Origin of the sequence: Rhizobium deserti, from assembly GCF_004358025.1 — a bacterium.
Lineage (GTDB): Bacteria > Pseudomonadota > Alphaproteobacteria > Rhizobiales > Rhizobiaceae > Neorhizobium > Neorhizobium deserti.
On record NZ_SMTL01000002.1, the window covers coordinates 158584 to 179004 of the forward strand.

Annotated in this window: 18 protein-coding genes; 12 read left to right on the top strand and 6 right to left on the bottom strand. The window is 61.8% G+C overall.

The features are described 5' to 3' along the window. Positions 1–16: 16 nt before the first annotated feature. Positions 17–712 carry a ribose-5-phosphate isomerase RpiA gene (gene rpiA / locus E2F50_RS07115; RefSeq protein WP_133315399.1) on the bottom strand — a complete coding sequence of 232 codons (696 nt, stop codon included), beginning with the start codon at positions 710–712 and terminating at the stop codon, positions 17–19. Between the two features lie 183 nt (positions 713–895). Here rpiA and gph point away from each other — a divergent pair, with 183 nt between their 5' ends. Then, positions 896–1576, top strand: coding sequence for a phosphoglycolate phosphatase (gph, locus tag E2F50_RS07120; protein WP_133315400.1), 681 nt, complete (start codon positions 896–898; stop codon positions 1574–1576). 72 nt (positions 1577–1648) lie between these two features. Here the strand turns inward: gph and E2F50_RS07125 are convergent, their stop codons facing one another. Then, a complete protein-coding gene (locus E2F50_RS07125; RefSeq protein ID WP_133316362.1) occupies positions 1649–3526 on the bottom strand; it encodes a L,D-transpeptidase family protein in 1878 nt (625 codons plus the stop codon). Positions 3527–3968: 442 nt separating this feature from the next. Between E2F50_RS07125 and fumC the strand changes: the two genes are divergently transcribed. After that, positions 3969–5360 carry a class II fumarate hydratase gene (gene fumC, locus E2F50_RS07130; RefSeq protein WP_133315401.1) on the top strand — a complete coding sequence of 464 codons (1392 nt, stop codon included), beginning with the start codon at positions 3969–3971 and terminating at the stop codon, positions 5358–5360. Between the two features lie 279 nt (positions 5361–5639). Then, on the top strand, positions 5640–6710 hold the full coding sequence (locus tag E2F50_RS07135) for a GGDEF domain-containing protein (protein ID WP_133315402.1): 1071 nt from the start codon (positions 5640–5642) through the stop codon (positions 6708–6710). A gap of 27 nt (positions 6711–6737) precedes the next feature. Here E2F50_RS07135 and E2F50_RS07140 read toward each other — a convergent pair whose 3' ends face one another. Together E2F50_RS07140 and E2F50_RS07145 are read right to left on the bottom strand one after the other, a co-directional pair. Then, a complete protein-coding gene (locus E2F50_RS07140) occupies positions 6738–7346 on the bottom strand; it encodes a pyridoxamine 5'-phosphate oxidase family protein (RefSeq protein WP_133315403.1) in 609 nt (202 codons plus the stop codon). Between the two features lie 139 nt (positions 7347–7485). Then, positions 7486–7860: a gamma-butyrobetaine hydroxylase family protein gene (locus E2F50_RS07145; RefSeq protein WP_133315404.1), complete on the bottom strand. Its 375-nt coding sequence runs from the start codon at positions 7858–7860 to the stop codon at positions 7486–7488. A 221-nt stretch (positions 7861–8081) separates the two neighbouring features. On the opposite strand from E2F50_RS07145, the gene moaA reads away from it, so the two are divergent. Further along, on the top strand, positions 8082–9071 hold the full coding sequence (gene moaA / locus E2F50_RS07150) for a GTP 3',8-cyclase MoaA (RefSeq protein ID WP_425375378.1): 990 nt from the start codon (positions 8082–8084) through the stop codon (positions 9069–9071). A 79-nt stretch (positions 9072–9150) separates the two neighbouring features. On the opposite strand, the gene E2F50_RS07155 is transcribed toward moaA, so the two are convergent. Then, positions 9151–11712: a methyl-accepting chemotaxis protein gene (locus E2F50_RS07155; protein WP_133315406.1), complete on the bottom strand. Its 2562-nt coding sequence runs from the start codon at positions 11710–11712 to the stop codon at positions 9151–9153. Between the two features lie 268 nt (positions 11713–11980). Between E2F50_RS07155 and E2F50_RS07160 the strand changes: the two genes are divergently transcribed. From E2F50_RS07160 to mobB, 3 genes are read left to right on the top strand one after another with little or no spacing between them, the layout of a single operon-like run. Then, complete coding sequence (locus E2F50_RS07160) at positions 11981–12919, top strand: DMT family transporter (RefSeq protein ID WP_133315407.1); 939 nt, start codon at positions 11981–11983, stop codon at positions 12917–12919. Then, positions 12919–13536, top strand: coding sequence for a molybdenum cofactor guanylyltransferase MobA (gene mobA, locus E2F50_RS07165; RefSeq protein ID WP_133316363.1), 618 nt, complete (start codon positions 12919–12921; stop codon positions 13534–13536). Before E2F50_RS07160 ends, mobA begins: the two co-directional genes overlap by 1 nt. Beyond that, the gene (gene mobB / locus E2F50_RS07170; protein ID WP_133315408.1) at positions 13533–14048 is read left to right on the top strand and encodes a molybdopterin-guanine dinucleotide biosynthesis protein B; all 516 of its coding nucleotides are present in this window, start codon (positions 13533–13535) and stop codon (positions 14046–14048) included. Before mobA ends, mobB begins: the two co-directional genes overlap by 4 nt. A gap of 47 nt (positions 14049–14095) precedes the next feature. Here the strand turns inward: mobB and E2F50_RS07175 are convergent, their stop codons facing one another. Beyond that, on the bottom strand, positions 14096–16285 hold the full coding sequence (locus E2F50_RS07175; protein ID WP_133315409.1) for an OmpA family protein: 2190 nt from the start codon (positions 16283–16285) through the stop codon (positions 14096–14098). 308 nt (positions 16286–16593) lie between these two features. Between E2F50_RS07175 and E2F50_RS07180 the strand changes: the two genes are divergently transcribed. The 5 genes from E2F50_RS07180 to E2F50_RS07200 all read left to right on the top strand — a co-directional run bounded on the left by E2F50_RS07180 (position 16594) and on the right by E2F50_RS07200 (position 20404). After that, positions 16594–17376 (top strand): ABC transporter substrate-binding protein, encoded by a 783-nt coding sequence (locus E2F50_RS07180; protein WP_133315410.1) that lies wholly within the window; start codon positions 16594–16596, stop codon positions 17374–17376. Positions 17377–17486: 110 nt separating this feature from the next. Next, a complete protein-coding gene (locus E2F50_RS07185; protein WP_133315411.1) occupies positions 17487–18269 on the top strand; it encodes an ABC transporter permease in 783 nt (260 codons plus the stop codon). Next, positions 18266–19096, top strand: a complete 831-nt coding sequence (locus E2F50_RS07190; RefSeq protein ID WP_133315412.1) for an ABC transporter permease — start codon at positions 18266–18268, stop codon at positions 19094–19096. Before E2F50_RS07185 ends, E2F50_RS07190 begins: the two co-directional genes overlap by 4 nt. A gap of 140 nt (positions 19097–19236) precedes the next feature. Next, the gene (locus E2F50_RS07195) at positions 19237–19503 is read left to right on the top strand and encodes an usg protein (RefSeq protein ID WP_133316364.1); all 267 of its coding nucleotides are present in this window, start codon (positions 19237–19239) and stop codon (positions 19501–19503) included. An 82-nt stretch (positions 19504–19585) separates the two neighbouring features. Further along, positions 19586–20404 (top strand): class I SAM-dependent DNA methyltransferase, encoded by an 819-nt coding sequence (locus E2F50_RS07200; protein ID WP_202615442.1) that lies wholly within the window; start codon positions 19586–19588, stop codon positions 20402–20404. Positions 20405–20421 lie beyond the last annotated feature (17 nt).

A 20421-nucleotide genomic window follows, 5' to 3' on the forward strand; every position in this document is an offset into this window, starting at 1 on the left:
GGTGATTGCTCCTAGTTTAATTCGCCTTCAACGTCCGCGCACCCGCCTCGCCGGCTATGATCGCAAAGGACGCCATATGAATGAACAGCCCGTGTTCAACGACACCGGGAATGGAATTGAGTTCGCCCGCAAGAGCCTCTGCATCAGGAATACGGCCAAAAGATGCGTCGAAGATATAGTGTCCGCCGTCCGTGGTGAAGACGTCTTCACCACTTGTGCGAAGCGTCAGATCACCGGCAAGTCCAAGCCCCGAGGCGGCCTTTTCGATGGCGATCCGGGTTGCCTTGCGGCCGAAAGGGTTGACCTCGATCGGCAGCGGGAAGCCACCGATCATGTCGACCAGCTTGCTTTCGTCGGCGATGACGATCATCCGGTTGGAAGCTGCAGCGACGATCTTTTCGCGCAGCAGCGCGCCGCCTCCGCCCTTGACCAGGGTCAGGTTCGTGTCGACCTCGTCGGCACCGTCGATTGTCAGGTCCAGTTCGGGCAGCTCGTCCAGCGAGTTCATCGGCACGCCCAGCTCCAGGCAGAGCCTTGCGGTTCGCTCCGAAGTCGGCACTCCGACGATGCGAAGCCCGCCATGCACTTTTTCGGCCAGAAGGCGAACGAATTCCTCGGCCGTCGAACCGGTCCCGATGCCGAGTCTCATCCCGTCCTCGACATATGCCAGTGCAGCCTCTGCCGCCTTGACCTTCATATTCCGGGCGTCCATCCGCCAGAAGCTCCCGCTGTTTCGCCGAGTGCTGTTTACACGGTGGCTCCGGCAAACGAAAGTCCCCCGCCCGTGGATTCGCGCCCGGTCCTTCCGGTCTGCGAGATTTGCAATTCGCGTCCGAATTTCGTATTCCCGGGCGTTCCCGAAGCGGATTAGCATCCGACAACCTTGCGAGGCCCCTTGACTCGTCCCCTCGTCATTTTCGATCTCGACGGCACGCTTATCGATACAGCGCCCGACCTGATCGACAGCCTGAACCACGCGATCGCCGCAGCCGATCTCGCCCCCGTCACCTTCGAGGATCTGACCCATCTGGTGGGACAGGGCGTCCGGATCATGATCCGCCGCGCCTTCGCTTTGCGCGAAGTGCCGCTTGACGATCAAACCGAGGAGCGGCTGGTTATCCGCTTCATGGACCATTACGCCGCGCAGATGCCGGGCAAGAGCCGGCCCTATCCCGGCGCGCTGGAATGCATGGATCGCTTGGCCGCAGCCGGAATGCGGCTGGCCGTCTGCACCAACAAGGCGGAAGAGCTCGCCCGGCCGCTGCTGGAAAAGCTCGGCCTTGCCGACCGGTTCGACGCGATCACCGGCGGCAACACCTTTTCGGTCCGCAAGCCGGATGGCCGCCATATCCTCGGAACGGTGGAAATGGCGGGCGCAGACCCCGCGGCGAGCATCATGATCGGTGACAGCGTCAACGACATCCTCGCCGCCCGCAATGCCGCCATCCCGTCAGTTGCCGTCACCTTCGGCTATTCGGACGTCGCGGTGGAAACCCTGGGTGCCAGCCGGGTGATTGCCAGCTTCGAAGAACTGACGACGGACCTCGTGGCGCAGCTGCTCGCCACCTCATCCTGAAGCGAGCGGCAAGATGCATGAAGGCGGCCACTGGCCGCCCCTTTTCTTTTGGTCTGAATCAGGCTCAGCAGCTCAGCTTTGAGCAGCGCGCGCCTTCGTCGTGGCGTCCAGAGCCTTGGCAGTCGACGTATCGCGGCCATAGGCGTCGTCGAAATATTCGACCTTGCCGTCCTTGTTCGGCCAGGCCGTGAAATAGGCCACATAAACGGGGATCTTCACCGGCACCTTGACGGCGGCGTTCTGGCCGGCGGCGATGCGGGCATCCACATCCTGCTGCGTCGTCCCGAGAACCGCAGCCGCCATCTTGCGCGGCTCGGCCAGGCGGACGCAGCCATGACTGAGAGCCCGCATGTCGCGCTGGAAGAAGCTCTTCGACGGCGTGTCATGCATGTAGATCGCATGGGCGTTCGGGAAGAGGATCTTCAGGTCGCCTAGCGCATTGTCGCTGGAAGGCGGCTGGCGCACGGAGATGTTCTGCGTCGAGCCGTACCAGTTGACGCTGCTCGAAGGCACCGCCTTGCCGTTGACGGCCACTTCATAGCCGAGGCGGTCGAGGTAGTTCGGATCCTTGCGCAGATGCGGCAGCATTTCGTTGACGATGATCGACTGCGGCACGCCCCAATAAGGGTTGAACTCGACGGTTTCGATTTCGTCCTGGAAGAAGAAGGTCTGGTGCGCCTTGGCGCCGACAACCACACGCATGGAAAACTGTTCGGTCCCGTGCTCATGGTAATAAACCCGGAAAGCCGGCTGGTTGATGAAGACATAGCGCTGGCCGAGATCGTCCGGCAGCCAGCGCGCCTGTTCCATGGCGATGACGACCTTGGCGAGCTTGTCCTTGGATCCCTCGCCGATCATTTTGCGGACGGTTGCCGCACCGATCACGCCGTCAGCCTTGAGACCTACTTCGATTTGAAAACTCTTCACCACCTCGACCAGCTCGGGCGTGTAGTCGGGCGTCTGCTGGTAGGCGGCAAGCACTGCCGCGTGCTGGGTCTTGAGTGCTTCCGATCCGGAATGCTGGATGGCGGCGATGACGCCGGCCATGTCGGGGCTGCTGGCGCCCGGCTTCAGCAAAAGGTTGGACGGCAGCGAAACGCGGCTGGCGTCATTGCCGGCCTCGGCGCGAAGTCGCGTCAGTTCGGCTTTCAGCGCCTGGAAATGGGCGCCCTTCGGCTCCAGCCCCTGCAGATAGGCGCCCGCATCCTGGCCGTCCTTGGCGAAAGGCAGGACGACGGCAAGATTGACGTCCTTGCGCTTGAAGTCGTGGTAGCCGGAAATGCCATTGGGGTCGACGCGGCCGCGCACCATGTCCTGTGCGAACATCAGCACTTTTTCCGACAGCGCCAGCTCGAACTGCATCAGGGCGCGATCGTGATCGGCGGTCGGCGAGACCGCTGCAGCGGCGCCTGCGGAAGCAGCCGCGTCAGCGGGAGGCGCACCTTCAACCGGCGGCGCGACGCTCGCCGTCGTCAAGGCAGGCGCTTGCAGTGCATAATCGGAAGGCTCAAGGCCGAAATCCGCGGCACGCTCGAACAGCGCTAAAACGCCACGCGCCTTGTCATTGACATCGCCTTGCGAAACCCAGAGCGGCTCGGCATTCTTGCCGTAGAAGGCTTCCAGGGCAGCGGCTATGTCGCCCGGCGCCATGACCTTGGCCTCGGCAAGGATATGCCTGGCATCGCTTGCCGATGCCGCAGCAAAGCCTGCGGTTTTCACGGCGCGTTCGGCCGCCGGCTTATAGGTATAATATTGCGGGCCAGACACTTTTGGCAGCGGCTCAGGGTCGGCCAACGCCTTTTCCGTCGGCACGCGGCCCGTGTCGACACCCGGCAGGCCTGTATCAGCGGGGCGGGTACGGCCATTGCCGGGACCGCCGCGGATGAAGTCCATCAGCGTCATGGCCTGAGCCGGCGCGGCCATGGTCGCTGCGATCGAGATACCCGACATCAGCGCCAGCGCGATCGAAGTCCTGTTCTTGTGCTTGTCCTGCAATGTCGTCCCCGTTCACCTGGATCCGCATCTGATTTGCGGGCTGAATATTTGTCACGCCGTCTAGACGATTGCGGGCGGAATGGAAAGAATCGGCCTTGCTCCCGCTGCCCCCATGCCCGCCGCGCAAATCATCAACGCGAAGGCCGAAGGTTAAGAAACTATTGGTTAATTATTTACTGACGCGACGAAAGCAGCGGAACTTGTGAACAGCTGCACAGCAGCATATTTCCTTGCTTCGTGTCATAAAGGGCACGGCCGAAAGCCGCCCTGGCACGGCTTGCCCGTCTTGCGGCCACGCTGCAATCGTATAGTAATGCCGCCGGCCGGAATTCACGCGGTAACGCGTTGTTGATCCTACTTGACCGGCAGCGACCACGAGCAAGCAGAGGCAGCCACAATGTCAACCACCCGCACCGAAACCGATACGTTTGGCCCGATCGACGTGGCAAGCGACCGCTACTGGGGGGCACAGGCTCAGCGCTCGCTCGGCAATTTCAAGATCGGCTGGGAAAAGCAGCCTCTTCCGGTCGTGCGTGCGCTTGGCATCGTCAAGCAGGCCGCCGCCCGCGCCAACATGGAACTCGCAGGTCTCGATGCCGCTCTCGGCAAGGCCATTATCGAAGCCGCCCAGGAAGTCATCGACGGCAAGCTTAACGATCATTTCCCGCTCGTGGTCTGGCAAACCGGTTCCGGCACCCAGTCCAACATGAATGCCAATGAGGTCATCTCCAACCGGGCGATCGAAATGCTCGGCGGCGTGATGGGATCGAAGAAGCCTGTTCATCCCAACGACCACGTCAACATGAGCCAGTCGTCGAACGACACCTATCCGACGGCCATGCACATCGCCTGCGTGGAAACCATTGTCCGCCACCTCATCCCTTCGCTCAAGCACCTCCACGAAGCATTGGAAGCAAAGGTCAAGGCCTTCTCGCACATCATCAAGATCGGCCGTACCCATACCCAGGATGCAACGCCTCTGACCCTCGGCCAGGAATTTTCCGGCTATGCGGCGCAGGTCGCCTCTGCGATCGCCAATATCGAGCTCACCCTTCCGGCCCTTTCCAAGCTTGCCCAGGGCGGCACGGCCGTCGGCACCGGCCTCAATGCGCCGATCGGCTTTGCCGAAAAGGTGGCAGAAGAAATCTCCAAGATCACCGGCCTCCCCTTCGTGACTGCGCCGAACAAGTTCGAAGCGCTCGCCTCGCATGATTCCATGGTCTTCGCCCATGGCGCCATCAATGCCGCCGCAGCTGCCCTGTTCAAGATCGCCAACGATATCCGCTTCCTCGGCTCGGGCCCGCGCGCCGGCCTGGGCGAATTGTCGCTGCCGGAAAACGAGCCCGGCTCTTCCATCATGCCGGGCAAGGTCAACCCAACACAGTCGGAAGCCCTCACCCAGGTCTGCGCCCATATCTTCGGCAATCACGCGGCGCTTACCTTTGCCGGCAGCCAGGGTCATTTCGAGCTCAACGTCTACAATCCGATGATGGCCTATAATTTCCTCCAGTCGGTCCAGCTGCTCGGCGATGCCGCCGTGTCCTTCACCGACAATTGCGTTGTCGGCATCGAAGCGCGCGAAGACAATATCCGCAAGGGCGTCGAAAATTCCCTGATGCTGGTAACCGCGCTCAACTCGAAACTCGGCTACGACATCTGCGCCAAGATCGCCAAGACCGCGCACAAGAACGGCACGACGCTGCGGGAAGAAGCGGTCGGCGGCGGTTACCTCACCAATGAGGAGTTCGATCAGTATGTCCGGCCGGAAAACATGATTGGGCCGAAGTGAAGCACTAGCCTCAGGCAAACCAGCAGGAGCCCGCTGCAGCGGGCTCTTCATCTGCAACAAAAAATATTTCCTATTTCGAAACACTACTTCTGCGGGAACTATTCTCTTGTAATAGACGAACGACTACACGACTGAAATAAAACGATAAGTTCGCTATATTAGCGATTTTTAATGTATTTCACCGTCAAGACAGGCCGTTGACCCCTTAATTCTTTTCCAATATTTTTCACATACTAATTCATATAGACAAGCATGGGCGGGATCGGGTGAGGATCGTCGATGACGACGGCAACAGCGCCTAAGGCGCAAACAGGTGACCTGATAGGTCAAATCATTTATGCGGTTCGGTCCATGGGTGTTGCGCCCATCCCGCGCAACTATCAGCTATTCTACGATGCCTATATCGGCTCCAATGCCGATTTGACGCGTGAACTGGCAGCGCTTGGCAGCCGGGCGACGCAGGAGGAGCTGGACGATATCGCATCGCGCTATCTCGGCACAGGCCAGGTAACGGTGATCGAGAAGGCGCATGACCGGCTCGTCACCGAGCTGGATTCGCTGCTCAAGCTCTTGAAGCAGGAACAAGCCTCGCTGGAAAGCTACAGCCGGCTTCTGGGCGAAACGGCGAGTCGGATCAACTCCAAGACCAATTTCTCCTCCGACCTCATCCGCAATGCGATTGCGCTCTTGAGCGAAGCGACCGGCGACACCATGGCGCATGGCGAAAAGACCGTCGACGACATGGCCCAGCGCTCGCATGAGATGGATCAGGTCCGCAAGGAACTGGATGAATACAAGCGCATCGCCAATACCGACGCGCTTACCCGGCTTGCCAACCGCCGCGCCTTCGACGAACGTCTTGCATCGGTCTTCGACAATGCCACCAGCCTGCCGGTGACGGCGCTGGTTCTCGCCGATATTGATAATTTCAAGAAGATCAACGACAGCTTCGGCCACCCGGTCGGCGACAAGATCCTCGCAACCGTAGCTTCGGTGATCCGCGCCAATGTTCGCAAGGAAGTGTTTGTGGCGCGCACTGGCGGCGAGGAATTCGCCATCATCGTCGAGGGCAATACGCCAGACGAGGTGATGATCATCTGCGAGCGGGTCCGGCGTGCGCTCGAAACCCGCGCCTTCCGCAATTCACGCTCAGGCGTCAATTACGGCCCGGTGACCATCTCGCTGGGTTACTCCATGGCCTCGCAGGCTGCCGATCCCGGCGAGCTATATGCCCGCTCGGACAGTGCCCTTTATCATGCTAAGAATAGCGGTCGAAACCGCACCGTCTGCTTCGACGAGGCCATGAAGAAGGATTATGCCAGCAAGAGCTGGCTCATCTACAAGAAGTAACGACCTGTTCCTCTTACCCCGTGGTCTTCACCACATGGTCTTGGCGGCACGCGCCGCCCATTCCCGGTCGTAGGTTTCCTGATCGAAATCGGCCTTGGCAGCTTTGAGCAGCCTGCCTGGCGTCGGCAGTTCGCTTGGACCGACGAAGCGCTCCGGGTTCCAGAGTTCGGCCCGCATCAGCGCGCGCGCACACTGGAAATAGACTTCGCCGATGCTGATCACCGTGACGCTGCGGGGATGCCGGCCATCCATCTCGAAGCTATCGAGAAGTCCGGGCTCGACGGAGATCACCGCCCGGCCATTGATCCGCATGGCTGTGTTGGAGCCTGGAACGAGGAACATCAGCGCGACGCGCGGGTCTCGCACGATATTCATCAGCGAGTCGATGCGGTTATTGCCGCGCCAGTCCGGCAGCAGCAGCGTCTTTTCGTCCTTGACGGTGACGACGCCTCCCAGGTCACCGCGCGGTGAACAGTCCAGTCCTTCCGGACCGACCGTCGCCAAGGCCGCGAAAGGAGAACGCTCGATCATTAGCCGGTACTCCGCCGTCAGGTAATCAGTTACCTTGGCTGTCGAGGCTTCCGAAACGCCGTCATAAATGGACTTCAGCTGTTCGATGGAGGTGATGATGCTCATTGTCTTTCCCGTGCGTCACGCACCTGCCTAAAATCGGGATGCGACAACCGCATGACATCGGACAAGCAAGCTTGGCTCTCCGCTCGTTCGCCACCGCCGCCTGTCCTTCGCCCACCCTCGCCTCACTGGCGGCGAATGGTCAGCGCAGGCCGGGCTGCGGATTCCGGCTCAGCCCTTTCTCGGCCAGTTCCCGCTCGTAGCCGGCGAACAGTTCTGCGCCCTTCTCGCCCAGTTCCCGCAGATAGGGCCAGGTGAAAATGCCGCTGTCATGGCCGTCGTCGAAGCGGATCCGCACGGCATAATTGCCGGCCGGCACGATATTGGAAATGCCGACGTCGCGCTTTCCCGGCACGGTCACCTTCTGGCCCGGCCCATGTCCCTGCACTTCTGCCGACGGCGAAAGGACCCGCATGGTTTCGGCGGCGATCGGATAAGACGCTCCGTCGCTGAATGTGACGCTGAGAGTGCGGCGGTCCTTGGAAACCCGCAATTCCGTCGGCCAGGCATCGCTCATCTTCAAGATCTCCCGCTAGCGCAGATTTGAAGGCGAGGATTAGGAGGAGACGAGGCCTGCGGCAAGCAATATTTCCCTGGTACGCCCATTCCGTACCAAGCGCCGCTGCGGCCTTGACGTTGCCGCCGAAACGACCCACTTTCAAGGCGAGGGAGACAGATGTGAATAGTTTTGCAGGACCCATCGGTGATGCTTCGCCGCTCATCTCGCGCAAGGCGCCGATGATCGACCCCTTCGGGCGCGCCGTTACCTATCTGCGCGTTTCGGTCACCGACCGCTGCGACTTCCGCTGCACCTATTGCATGGCGGAAAACATGAGCTTCCTGCCGAAGAAGGATCTTCTGACGCTCGAGGAGCTCGATCGCCTCTGTTCCGCCTTCATCGCCAAGGGCGTGCGCAAGATCCGGCTGACCGGCGGCGAGCCGCTGGTGCGCAAGAACATCATGTATCTGGTTCGCGCCCTCGGTGCCCAGGTCAAGGCAGGATTGCTGGACGAGCTGACGCTGACCACCAATGGATCGCAGCTCGCCCGCTATGCCGAGGAGCTCTACGACTGCGGCGTGCGCCGCATCAATGTGTCCCTCGACACGCTCGATCCGCAGAAGTTCAAGGCGATCACCCGCTGGGGCGACTTCGACAAGGTCATGGAAGGCATTGATGCGGCCCTCAAGGCCGGCCTGAAGATCAAGCTCAATGCCGTTGCATTGAAGGATTTCAATGAGCACGAGCTCGCCGACATGATGCGTTTTGCACATCAGCGCGGCATGGACCTGACGGTGATCGAGACTATGCCCATGGGCGAGATCGACGAGGATCGAACGGATCAGTATCTTCCGCTCTCCAAGGTCCGCGCCGACCTCGAGCAACAGTTCACCTTGACCGACAGTCCCTATGCGACCGGCGGCCCTGCCCGCTATGTCGAGGTCAAGGAAACCGGCGGCCGGCTCGGCTTCATCACGCCGATGACCCATAATTTCTGCGAAAGCTGCAACCGCGTCCGCCTCACCTGCACCGGAACGCTTTATATGTGCCTGGGCCAGAACGATGCGGCAGATCTGCGCACTGCCTTGCGTGCCTCCGAAAGCGACGATTATCTTTCCGCCGCCATTGACGAAGCCATTACCCGCAAGCCCAAGGGGCACGATTTCATCATCGACCGGACCCATAGGAAGCCGGCCGTGGCGCGTCACATGAGTGTTACCGGCGGCTAGATTCTTTGTCCCCGACAGGCACAAAAAGCCGCGGCACGCCGCGGCTTTTTGTGTTGAGACGTTTGCCCGGAAAGCCTGATCAGGCAGCGTCGCTGCGACGCGGGCCACGGCTACCGTATGCACTTGCTTGCCCAACCATGCGGGGATCGCGCGTCTTGAACCGCTCGATCTTTTCCGACAGCGTCTCGACCCGGCTGCGAAGGCCGTGGATTTCAGCATTGTTCTCTTCCACCATGGCGGCGTTGCGCTGGGTGATGAGCTCGACCTCGTGCACGGCACGGGTGACTTCGCTGATGCCGGTCGACTGTTCGTTGGTGGCAGCCGAGATTTCCGCGACCAGCTTTCGCACGTCCGATACATGGGAAATGATCTGGCTCAAGGCTTCGCCCGTTTCCTCGACGAGATGAACGCCGTTGCCGACCTGCGCCGAGCTTGCCGAAATCAGGCCCTTGATTTCGCGGGCAGCGCCCGCACAGCGCTGCGCCAGTTCCCTGACCTCCTGGGCAACGACGGCAAAGCCGCGTCCCGCCTCCCCGGCACGCGCCGCTTCGACGCCGGCATTCAGCGCCAAGAGGTTCGTCTGGAAAGCGATCTCGTCGATGACGCCGATGATCGTCGCGATCTTTTCAGAAGAGCGGCTGATCTCGCCCATGGCATCCACGGCGCGGGCAACGACAGCGCCGGAGCGCACCGCAAATTCCTCCGTCACGTTGACGGAGGCCGATGTTTGGGTTGCCCTTTCGGCAGTCGCCTTGACGATGTCGCTCAAGTGACGCAAGGCCCGTGAACTCTGTTCCAGGGCGGCAGCCTGCTGCTCGGTGCGGCGGGCAAGATCATCCGCCGAAGCGGCCAGATTGCCCGTGCCGCCATCGATTTCTTCCGCGGTGGAGCGCACGTCGGCAAGTGTTGCCCGCAGGGCTTCCACCGCCTGATTGTAGGTATGCGCCATTTCCACGAAATCGGCAGGCAGGTTCTCGTCCATGCTGCGCTCAAGGTCGCCCTCGGCCAGCTTGCCGAGCACTTCGTTCAGCGCATTCAGCGCCTGCCGCTGTTCGGCTGCAATCCGCGCCCGCTCGGCAGTGCGGCGCTGCTCTTCCGCACCGGAAAGCTCGCGTGCGCTGGCCGCCTCCTGTTCCAGGCGGACATTCTCGATCGCCGCATCGCGGAAAACGCTGACCGAGCGAACCATGTCGCCGATCTCGTCGCCGCGCTCGCGGCCTTCGATCCGGACGTCCAGGTCGCCAGCCGCAAGCCGCTTCATGATTTCGGTAACGCGGCGCAACGGTCCACGCAGCGTTTCCACCAGCATCAGGCCGCCCGCAATGGCGAGCAGCGTGCCGATGACCATGGCGATCACGGAAACAGTGGCGGAACGCTCGCTGTCTTCCTTGCCGACTTCCTGGGCCTGTGCCACGAAATTCTTCAGCGCCGTCATACCGCCTGCCAGCGTTTCGGTCGCTTCGCTGCGGGCCTTGCGCCAGTCTGCAGCGATCGCGAGCACGGCGGCACTTTCCTTCTGAAGCATGGAAAGAGGTGCTTCGAGGCTGTGGGCGAAATCCTGCAGGTCCTGGTTGGCATTGCCGAGGTCCGACACCTTGACGCTTGCCGCCTGCAGCGCCGCGATATCGGCAAGCACGACCTTTTGCGCATCTGCGCTCACCTGGCCGCGCAACCGTTCCATGTGCAGCGTCAGCGCGTCGATCAGCGACAGCGACTGTTCGACCTGGGCGAGAAGTTCACGCAAATTGGTCACATCCGCTTCCAGACCCGCAAACCGGTCGGCGGCATCGCCCGATTTCTTGACGATCTTCGTTTGCAGTTCGGACTGAAAACGCAGGAAGGCGCTGGTACCGACCCGCACCTGCTGGGCCTTGGCCACCACGTCGCCCGGATCACTGCTGGCTTTCTGCAGGTCCAGCGCAGCTTTAAGAATGGGATCCAGGCTGGTCATGATCTTCGGCGCCACAAGAGGGCGCACCGCGTCGAATTCCTTGATCAAGGGCTGCACGTAAAGGACGGCAGACTGGATCGCGCCATCGTCGCTGCTTGCGCCGCGGACGCCGTTGCGAAGGTTGTCGATCCGGTCCGAAATGGACTTATAGGCGAAGGATTCCAGCACCGCCGATTTGGCAAAGCGCTCCTTGCCCTCGAACTGCTTGCGGATGTCGCCGACGCGCTGCTTGACGCCGGCGCCGAGGCTGCCGACCTGTCTGACGCTGTCATCGATCGCCGCATTGTTGGCGTCGCGGCTCTGCTCGATCTTCCACAGGGAAGCGGCCTTCTCGCTCATAACGGAAGCGAGCCGGTTCACCGCGGCAAGGCGCTGGCGATCCTCGTCGGTGACAAGCAGTTTTTCCAGAACTGCGACACCCTTGCCCTGCTTCTCGATGGCCGCGTTGAGTGCTGCCCAGGTCTTGTCGTCGGGGGTATCGGTAAAGGACTGCAGGGCCGTCTGCAGGTTCTCGAAGTCACCGATATTCTCGATCGTCGCGCGCGTCACGGTCATGTGGCCGTTCAGCGTCTTGGCGGTGTAGTAGCCGGCGAGCCCGATACCGGCAATCAGCAGCACCAGCGGAACCACGAACAGGAGAACCTTGGTAACGATCCTGCGGCGTTGAAGAAGACGATCGATGAAAGACATTTTTTCCCCAGCCAAAAACATTTGTCGGGGTTCGCAGCGGCATTCGCGAACTCATCGGCAAGCCTTCCAGCATCATGCGGGAACGAAATGGCCCACCATCGGGAATCTTGGTTGAGCAATGGTTAAGCCCTGCGGTTGCAGCGAGCTTTTCTGCAACGGGCGCCAATGAAAGGTAAATGCGGCCGGCCAAAGCAGCAAATTCGGGCTGTATTTGGCTGGCTTGCCCTGTGTCACTGCTTTAAGAGACCCGGTGACTGGAGGAATCACGATGCCATTGTCAGACAATTCGCGCGGCGCGCTGCTGATGTCGCTCGCCATGGCCGCCTTTGCCTGCAATGACGCATTGGTCAAGTCGATCACCACCGAGCTCAGCATTGCCCAGATTATGGCGGTTCGCGGACTGATGACCACGGCATTGGTCTTCGGGATAGGCCGCTATCTGGGCGTCGACATGTCCTGGCGGATCATCACCAACCGCTTCGTCATCTTCCGGGTTTGTTGCGAACTGGGCGCCACCCTCACCTTCTTCTCCGCCCTCAAACGCATCGAATTTGCAGCGGCATCATCGATCATGCAATCCCTGCCGCTCGCCGTCACGCTGGGCGCCGCGCTCTTCCTGCGCGAGCCGGTCGGATGGCGGCGCTGGGCGGCGATCGCGGTGGGCTTTCTCGGCGTCCTGCTGATCATCCGGCCGGGCCCGGAGGGCTTTGCACCCGCCGCCCTGTTTGCCGTCGCAGCCGTCTTCTTCACCGCCAGCCGCGATCTTGCCACCCGCCGCGTCAGCGCCGACATTCCGTCGCTCAGCATCACCCTGTTCACGTCCCTCGCCAATGCGCTGCTCGGCGTCATCCTCATCCTGCCCATGGGAGGATGGCAGCCAGTGAGCGGCAGCACGTTCGGCCATCTGGCGCTGACGTCGCTTCTGGTCTTTGCCGGCTATCAGACGGTGATCATGGCGATGCGCAGCGGGGAAATCTCCTTTGTCGCGCCGTTCCGCTATACCAGCCTCATCTGGGCTCTGGTGATCGGCGTGCTTGTCTTCAACGAACACCCGAACCTGTCCATGCTTGTCGGCGCAGCCGTCGTCATCGGCTCGGGCCTTTACACCTTCTACCGGGAAAGCAAGCGCCAGCGCGCGCTGGCGGAAACCGCCGGCATGGTGCTCGAAGAAACCAGCGCCGGACACGGCACCGGAAGCAAGCCGTGATCTCGGCGCTTGCCTTGCCCCCCGGCCTGATCCTCGCCGGCGGCCGCTCGAGCCGGATGGGAACCGAGAAGGCCCTGCTCGATCTCGGCGACCAGCCGCTGCTGGCCCATGTGGCGCGCCGGCTGGCACCGCAGGTCTCTGTCGTCAAGCTCAATGCGCCGCCCGGCTTTCCTGCCCCGCTCGCGCTGCCGCTTCTGCCCGACACCTTGGCCGGACAGCTCGGCCCTCTGGCGGGCGTGCTTGCCGGTCTCGGCCACCTTCAGCCAGGCGAAACCCATCTCCTGACGGTCCCTTGCGACAGCCCATTTTTTCCGCTCGACCTTGCCGCCCGGCTGCGGGCTCAGGCCGATGATGAGAACAGCATCGTCGTCGCAGCGTCCGACGGCCGGCTGCATCCGGTCTTCTGTTTATGGCCGAGGGCGATTGCGGAAGATCTGCAGGACTGGCTTGCGGATCCGGACAATCGCCGCATCCAGGCTTTCCTCCGCCGTCACCGCATGGTGACGGTCGATTTCTCCCTGATCGACACGCCGGAAGGGACGATCGACCCGTTTCTCAACATCAATACGCCCGAAGATCTGGAAACGGCGCGGCGCTTTGCGGGGCTGCTGGCATGACCGCGCCGCGCGTCTTCGGCATAGCCGGATGGAAGAATTCCGGCAAAACCGGACTGGCCGTACGGCTGGTTACCGAATTCACCCGGCGCGGCTACCGCATCTCCACCATCAAGCATGCGCATCATGATTTCGACATCGACAAGGTCGGCGCCGATTCCTTTCGCCATCGGGAAGCCGGCGCCCATGAAGTCACCATTGTCTCGGGCACGCGCTTTGCCATCATGCATGAATTGCGCGGCGGCCCAGAACCCGGCCTCCAGGAGATCCTGTCACGACTGGCCCCATGCGACCTGGTGCTGATCGAAGGCTACAAGCGCGAGCCGGTGCCGAAGATCGAGGCGCGGCGGCTGGAAGCAAAAAACCGCGAGCCGCTGGCGCCGAGCGATCCCTTTATTGTCGCGATCGCTGCCGACCACCCCGTCACCGACAACGTTTTGCCGGTTTTCGATCTCGACGATACGGTCGCGGTTGCCGATTTCATTGGGCAAGTCACAGGCCTGCCTGCAAAATAAAAAAGCCGCCGGATTGCTCCGGCGGCTCTGTAGTTCATGCGGGCCGGTTACTGGTTGGAAGCGACCGGCTTCACCAGTGGCGTGATGCGCCGGATGGTGACGCGGCGGTTCTCCTGGTTCGGCGCTTCGGTCTTCACTTTCAGATACTGCTCGCCATAGCCCTGGGTCGTCAGGTTTTCGGGCGGAATCGCGAAGGCGTCGCTGAGGACCCGGGCAACCGACTCGGCCCGCTCGTCCGAGAGGACGAGATTGTCCTGGTCGGCTCCCACAGCATCCGTATGCCCTTCAATCAGGAAGGTTTCCGACGGATCCCGTTCGAGAACCTTGTTGATCGCATCGGCAACCTTGCGCAGCGAGCTCGCCTGGTTCATCGGAATTTCGGCACTGCCCGTTGCAAAGGTAATGGTGTCGAGATCGATACGCGGAACTTTGTCGCGGATACGGGCGGAATAGCGCACCTCATCCAGCGAATAGACCCGTTCGACCTGCTCGACCGGCGGCTGTTCCAGGAACTCGTAATAATCCCGGTCCGGCTCTGAAGACGTATCGATGATATAGTTCTCGACCGGAACGCTGAGCCGCATCGGCGGCAGATCGGCTCCCGGATCGCGCCATGTATAATCGCGGCCGCGATCCTCGCTCAACAGGTCCGGCGCGGAATAAAGGACATATTCCTCGCCGCCGCGAACCACACGCGACCGCTGGACGATCTCGCCATAGCGATTGCGCACGGTGACGATCCGCGTGCCGTCGTCGCGAATAATGACTTCGCGGACGCGGTCGCCACCCAGCCGCTCATATTCAGGACGGCGTCCGCCCTCGTCATAGAAGCGGCGGCTGTCGTCGTGCCGAACCACGGGCTGGTTGTCGATCGAGATGATCACCCGGCCGCCGTCGCGGTCACGGTTGCGGTTGCCGCTGGCCTGGCCGCCGAAATCCCAGCCACGCGGACGTTCGAATTCCGGACGTGCGTCAAGCCGCTGTCCGCGCTCTTCCGAAAGCTGGCGGAATTCCTGCTGCTGCTCGCGGGTTGCCCGCGTGCCGCGCTGGGCCTCCGCGTCGGATTTCGGCGGTGCAAGCTGCTGCTGGTCGGCCTGCTGTACCTGCTGGCGGCGCTGTCCGGCTTCCGGAGCGGCACCGGGCGCCTGCTTGGCGCTGTCGAACACCGGCGCACCATTTTCGCCGGGCTGAACGGGCTGCTCGGCACTTCCGGCGGCAGCGGGACTGCCGGCGGCTGGCTGCTGTGTGCCTGCGGCTGGCTGCTGCGTACCTGTCGGGGCGACTGGTTGCGCCTGCTGCCGGCTTGGCTGCTGGGTGGCCGGAGCCTCGCCTGCGGGCTGCTGGCCCGTCGTTGCGGGGCTGGTTGTCGTGGCATTGCCAGGCGCAGAGGTCCCTGATCCAGGCGTTGCCGTTGCCGGAGCACCGGTTGCGGTATTTCCGGTTCCCAGAGTGCGTGCAGCCGGAGCGCCGGTTGCCGGGGTTCCGGTGGCGTCGCTGCCTGTCGTACGGCTGCCCTGCGCCGTGCCATCGGTCGGCGTAGTGCTTTGGGTCTCGGTGTTGCGGCGGGCCGGACGCTCCGGCGTCGCATCGGAAGCTGCCGGGCGCTCACCGGCACGAGGACGCGTGGCCGGAGTTTCGGCCTGGCTTGCGCTCGGATCCGTTGTGCCGCTTTCGGTAGCCCGGCGCTGCTGGCTGTTGGTCCCGCCCGGTGTCCGCTGGGTGTCGGTCGCCGCCGGCGCCTCGGAGTCGGAACCGGCCTGCTGGCGCTGACGGTCGCGGCGTGGCTGCTGCGTTTCACCCTGGCTGTCTTCGGCCTGCTGCTGGCGGCGTGGACGCTGCGCCGGCGCATCTGCCGCAGGCTGCTCGGCCTGAGGTGCCTGCCGGGTCGTTGCATCCGGCTCGGCCTGTTGCTGGCGACGCGGCCGCTGGGTCGGCTGTTCTGTTTCGGAAGACTGTGCGCCGCGCGGGGCGCTCTGCTGCCCGGCATCGCCCTGGCTCTGCTGGCGGCGCGGGCGCTGTTGTCCTTCGCCCTGGCTCTGGCCGTCCGCCTGGCCCGATGTCTGGCCGCCGCTTTCGGCGCCGGGAACGACGATCTGCTGCTGGACACGGATCAGGCCCGGCATCTCGGTCGGGGCCATTTCGGGCTTGAGGGGCGTTGCACCGGCGGTTTGCATCATCAGCGGCAAGGCAACCAATGGCGTTGCTACACTGGCAAACAGTCTGAACTTCTTCGACATAGACAAATATCCTTTCTCGGGTGGTGTCCCTCAAGCGCGTCCGTTTTTGGTACTTCAAGAGCCGGACTTGCGCGGCGGCTGAATGCAGTTCGACCGCTATTTGTTCCCTTCAAGGCTGAGCCTCTTGGGCTGAACCGCACGTGAATGTAGCGTTCATGTCTCAGGCGTGCATGATTGGCCGCGATAGGCCGTTGCATTCTAACCGGCCGGGTATCTATAAGTTCAATCAAGGGCGCGATTAATCGGCGCCCTGCATCTGCGGCGACAACAATCAGGGCGCTGCAGGTCGGCCAACAGAGAGGATCATCATGAACATCTCCACCCGTTTCTTTGCCGCTGCCTCGATTGCGGCGCTGTCGCTGTTTGCCGGTTCGGCCATGGCGCAGGAAAAGCTGGTCATCGGCACCGAGGGCGCCTATCCCCCGTTCAACACTCTCGAAGCCAACGGCAATCTCACCGGCTTCGACGTCGATATCGCCAAGGCGCTCTGCGAAGAGATGAAGGTCACCTGCACCTTCGTCACCAATGATTGGGACGGCATCATTCCGGCGCTTCAGTCGAAGAAGTTCGATGCCATCATCGCTTCCATGTCGATCACGCCTGAGCGCAAGGAACAGGTGACCTTCTCGAAGAAGTATTACAACACGCCGCCGGCCATTGCCGTGCCGAAGGATTCGCCTCTCAAGGATGCAAGCCCCGCCTCCCTGAAGGGCAAGACGCTCGGTGCCCAGGGCTCGACCAGCCATTCCAACTATGTCGAGAAGCACTTCGCCGATGCGGAGGCCAAGCTTTACCCGACAGCGGACGAATACAAGCTCGACATCGCCAACGGCCGCATCGACGGCGTGGTCGACGACATCGTCGTCCTGACTGAGTGGGTGAAGTCGGATGCCGGCAAGTGCTGCAAGATCCTCAGCCCGCTGCCGATCGATCCCGAGATCAACGGCGAAGGCGCAGGCGTTGCGGTGCGCAAGGGCGAGACGGCGCTGGCAGACAAGTTCACCGCCGCGATCGCCGCCATCCGCACCAACGGAAAATACAAGCAGATTCAGGACAAGTATTTCGACTTCGACGTCTACGGCGACAAGTGAAGGCTTGATCCACTAAGACAATGCGGCGGAAGGCTTGCCCTTCCGCCGTTTTTCTTTTTAATGACAAGAACACAAAGCGGCGCGACAGAAGCCGCAGGGGATAAAATTTTATGAGCGGATTTCTTGCCGCCCTGTTCAGCGCGCTTGATCCGTTTTGCGGCCCAGTTGGGCTCTTCTCGCTTTTCGATGGAGATACACTCCTGGCCTGCGGCGCTGCCGGCTGGGGCGACGAGATCGCATTCGGCGTCAAGGTCACCATCTCGCTGGCCCTCGCGACACTTCCGGTGGGTCTCGCCATCGGATTTTTGATTGCGCTGGCAGCCCAGTCGCAGGACAAGCTGCTGCGGCTCGCCGCCGGCATATACACGACCATCTTCCGCGGACTGCCCGAGCTCCTGACCCTGTTCATTGTTTATTACGGTGTGCAGATCCTCATCCAGTCGGTGCTCGCCACATTCGGTGTCGAGGAGCGGGTCGAGATCAATGCCTTCTTTGCCGGCATGGTGGCGCTTGCCGTGGTTTTCTCTTCTTATTCCTCCGAAGTCTTGCTGTCGGCCTTTCGCGCCATTCCGCGCGGTCAATATGAGGCGGGCGACGCGCTCGGGCTTCGCCGCGGCCACACCATGCGGCTGGTCGTCGTGCCGCAGCTGATCCGCATCGCCCTGCCTGGCCTCACCAATCTCTGGCTGATCCTGCTCAAGGACACGTCCTACGTTTCCGTCATCGGCCTTGCCGATATCGTCCGCCAGACGGGGATCGCGGCGCGCGTCAGCAAGGAAGCCTTCTTCTTTTATTTCGTCGCCTGCCTGCTTTATCTGGTGCTGGCCATGCTTTCCTCATTTGGCCTCGGCTTCGTCGAGCGCTGGGCCAAACGCTCGGAGGCGCGCCGATGAGCGTGATCAGCGAACTCATTCCGCCGCAGCCCGCGCCGCCGGAACTCAAGCGCCGGATTACCCCTGCCCGCGTAGCCGCCATAGGTGTCCTCGCGCTTTGGGCCTTTCTGGCCGTCCTGCTCCTTCTCACCGTCGTCAACGGCTGGGACCAGGCGAAATTCCTGCGCTACGGACCGCGCTATCTCAACGGGCTTGGCGTGACGCTGTCGCTGGTCGGCCTTTCCATCGTGCTCGGAGCAATCCTGTCGCTGCCGATCGCCTTTGCCCGCATGGCGCAGAACAGGCTCTTGAACGCGCTTGCCTACGGCTATGTCTACGTTTTCCGCTCGACGCCCCTGCTGGCCCAGCTTTTTCTCATTTATTACGGGCTCGGCAGCTTCAAGCCGCAGTTGGAAACCGTCGGCCTCTGGTGGTTCTTCCGGGAAGCCTGGTATTGCGGGCTCTTGTCCTTTGTCCTCAACACCGCCGCTTATCAGGCGGAAATCCTACGCGGCGCCATAGAGAGCGTGTCGCGGGGCCAGCACGAAGGCGCCGCGGCGCTCGGCCTGTCCAAGCGCGTCGCCTTCCGCAAGATCATCCTGCCGCAGGCCCTCATCGTTGCATTGCGGCCCTATGGCAACGAGATCGTGCTGATGATCAAGGGCTCTGCTGTCGTCGCCATCGTTACCGTTTACGACCTCATGGGCGAAACGCGCTATGCCTTTTCGCGCACCTTCGACTACCAGACCTATCTTTGGGCCGCCGTCTTCTACCTCGCCATGGTCGAGGCGCTGCGGCATATCTGGGCCTGGATCGAAAGGCGCCTGACCCGTCACCTGAAGCGCTAGCAGCAGCCTCCCCTTGAGGCTGCTAACACCCTGTTTTTCAACATATTTCCTGCTAAACAGGAATTGTTAAATCGCCATTAAGCATGGCATGTTCCCCTAAGGACGGCGCAAACGCCGTTCTACAAAAACAATGGGAACTGCTGATGTCTGAAATGGAAAAAATGCTGAAAGGCTACGGCCTGACCACTGCCCAGATCTTGTACCGCCTCCCTGACCATCGGTCCCTGCTGCAAACGTATCTTTGGCAGGATTACGACCTGGCGCCGGATTTCCCGGAAATGAAGGGCTTCCTGAAATTTTGGCAGGAAAAGCTCGAAGGTCCGCTGCATTCGGTCCGCTACGTGCATCGCAAGCTGATCAGCGCCGGCGAATGGCGTGCGGTCAACGGCGAGTTCATCCTCCACTGAACGAAGCTGTGACAGCGTCGGCCTGCCCGATGGACAAAGGTCCGCCGTCAGCTTAAATCCTCGCGAAACGAGGACTGGCATGATGGCAAAGAAGATCGACGAAGAAGCACTGGCAGAAGCCTATAACCGGGCGCTTGCGCTGGAAAAGGCTGGCGATGCGGACGCCGCCGCCAAGGCCTATGAACAAGTCCTGGAACTCGATCCGGACGATCATGGCGGCGCGGCCGTGCGGATGGCTGCCATGGGACGCGGTGACACCCCGCCCAAGGCTCCCGATGCCTATGTGGAAACCCTGTTCGACCAGCACGCCGAAAGTTTTGAGGAAATTCTCGTCGAGCAGCTCGGCTATGCGGTTCCGGTGCTTGTCCGCCAGCGCCTGCAGGAGCTGAAGCTCGGCCCCTTCAAGCGCATGCTGGATCTGGGCTGCGGCACGGGCCTGACCGGCGGCACGCTGCGCGACATGGTGGACGATATCACCGGCATCGATCTGTCGGAAAACATGGTCGAGATTGCCCATGAAAAAGATCTCTACGAGACGCTTTACGTAGCGGAAGCCGAAGACTTTCTCGAAGACAACGAGGAGGAACCCTTCGACCTCGTCACGGCCACCGATGTCCTGCCCTATCTCGGCGCGCTGGAGCCGCTGTTCTTCGGTGCCTCGGAAAACATGGTCCCCGGCGGCATCTTCGTCTTCTCCTCCGAAACGCTTCCCGAGGACGTCCTGTCGGGCCGCTCCTACATGGTGGGGCCGCATCAGCGCTTTGCTCATTCGGAAATCTATATCCGCGAGCGGCTGTCGGCGACCGGCTTCGAGGTGATCGAGATCAGCGAGATCAATGTTCGCATGCAGGATGGTCATCCGACGCCGGGTCACCTGGTGATCGCACGCCTTAAGGGTTGATAGGTCTCTCAGAATAC

Excerpts from the sequence above, each read along its gene's own strand:
- rpiA (WP_133315399.1), bottom strand. The coding sequence starts at position 712 with ATGGACGCCCGGAATATGAAGGTCAAGGCGGCAGAGGCTGCACTGGCA.
- E2F50_RS07125 (WP_133316362.1), bottom strand. The coding sequence starts at position 3,526 with ATGTCGGGTATCTCGATCGCAGCGACCATGGCCGCGCCGGCTCAGGCC.
- fumC (WP_133315401.1), top strand. The coding sequence starts at position 3,969 with ATGTCAACCACCCGCACCGAAACCGATACGTTTGGCCCGATCGACGTG.
- E2F50_RS07135 (WP_133315402.1), top strand. The coding sequence starts at position 5,640 with ATGACGACGGCAACAGCGCCTAAGGCGCAAACAGGTGACCTGATAGGT.
- E2F50_RS07140 (WP_133315403.1), bottom strand. The coding sequence starts at position 7,346 with ATGAGCATCATCACCTCCATCGAACAGCTGAAGTCCATTTATGACGGC.
- E2F50_RS07145 (WP_133315404.1), bottom strand. The coding sequence starts at position 7,860 with ATGAGCGATGCCTGGCCGACGGAATTGCGGGTTTCCAAGGACCGCCGC.
- moaA (WP_425375378.1), top strand. The coding sequence starts at position 8,082 with ATGATCGACCCCTTCGGGCGCGCCGTTACCTATCTGCGCGTTTCGGTC.
- E2F50_RS07155 (WP_133315406.1), bottom strand. The coding sequence starts at position 11,712 with ATGTCTTTCATCGATCGTCTTCTTCAACGCCGCAGGATCGTTACCAAG.
- E2F50_RS07160 (WP_133315407.1), top strand. The coding sequence starts at position 11,981 with ATGCCATTGTCAGACAATTCGCGCGGCGCGCTGCTGATGTCGCTCGCC.
- mobB (WP_133315408.1), top strand. The coding sequence starts at position 13,533 with ATGACCGCGCCGCGCGTCTTCGGCATAGCCGGATGGAAGAATTCCGGC.
- E2F50_RS07175 (WP_133315409.1), bottom strand. The coding sequence starts at position 16,285 with ATGTCGAAGAAGTTCAGACTGTTTGCCAGTGTAGCAACGCCATTGGTT.
- E2F50_RS07180 (WP_133315410.1), top strand. The coding sequence starts at position 16,594 with ATGAACATCTCCACCCGTTTCTTTGCCGCTGCCTCGATTGCGGCGCTG.
- E2F50_RS07185 (WP_133315411.1), top strand. The coding sequence starts at position 17,487 with ATGAGCGGATTTCTTGCCGCCCTGTTCAGCGCGCTTGATCCGTTTTGC.
- E2F50_RS07190 (WP_133315412.1), top strand. The coding sequence starts at position 18,266 with ATGAGCGTGATCAGCGAACTCATTCCGCCGCAGCCCGCGCCGCCGGAA.
- E2F50_RS07200 (WP_202615442.1), top strand. The coding sequence starts at position 19,586 with ATGGCAAAGAAGATCGACGAAGAAGCACTGGCAGAAGCCTATAACCGG.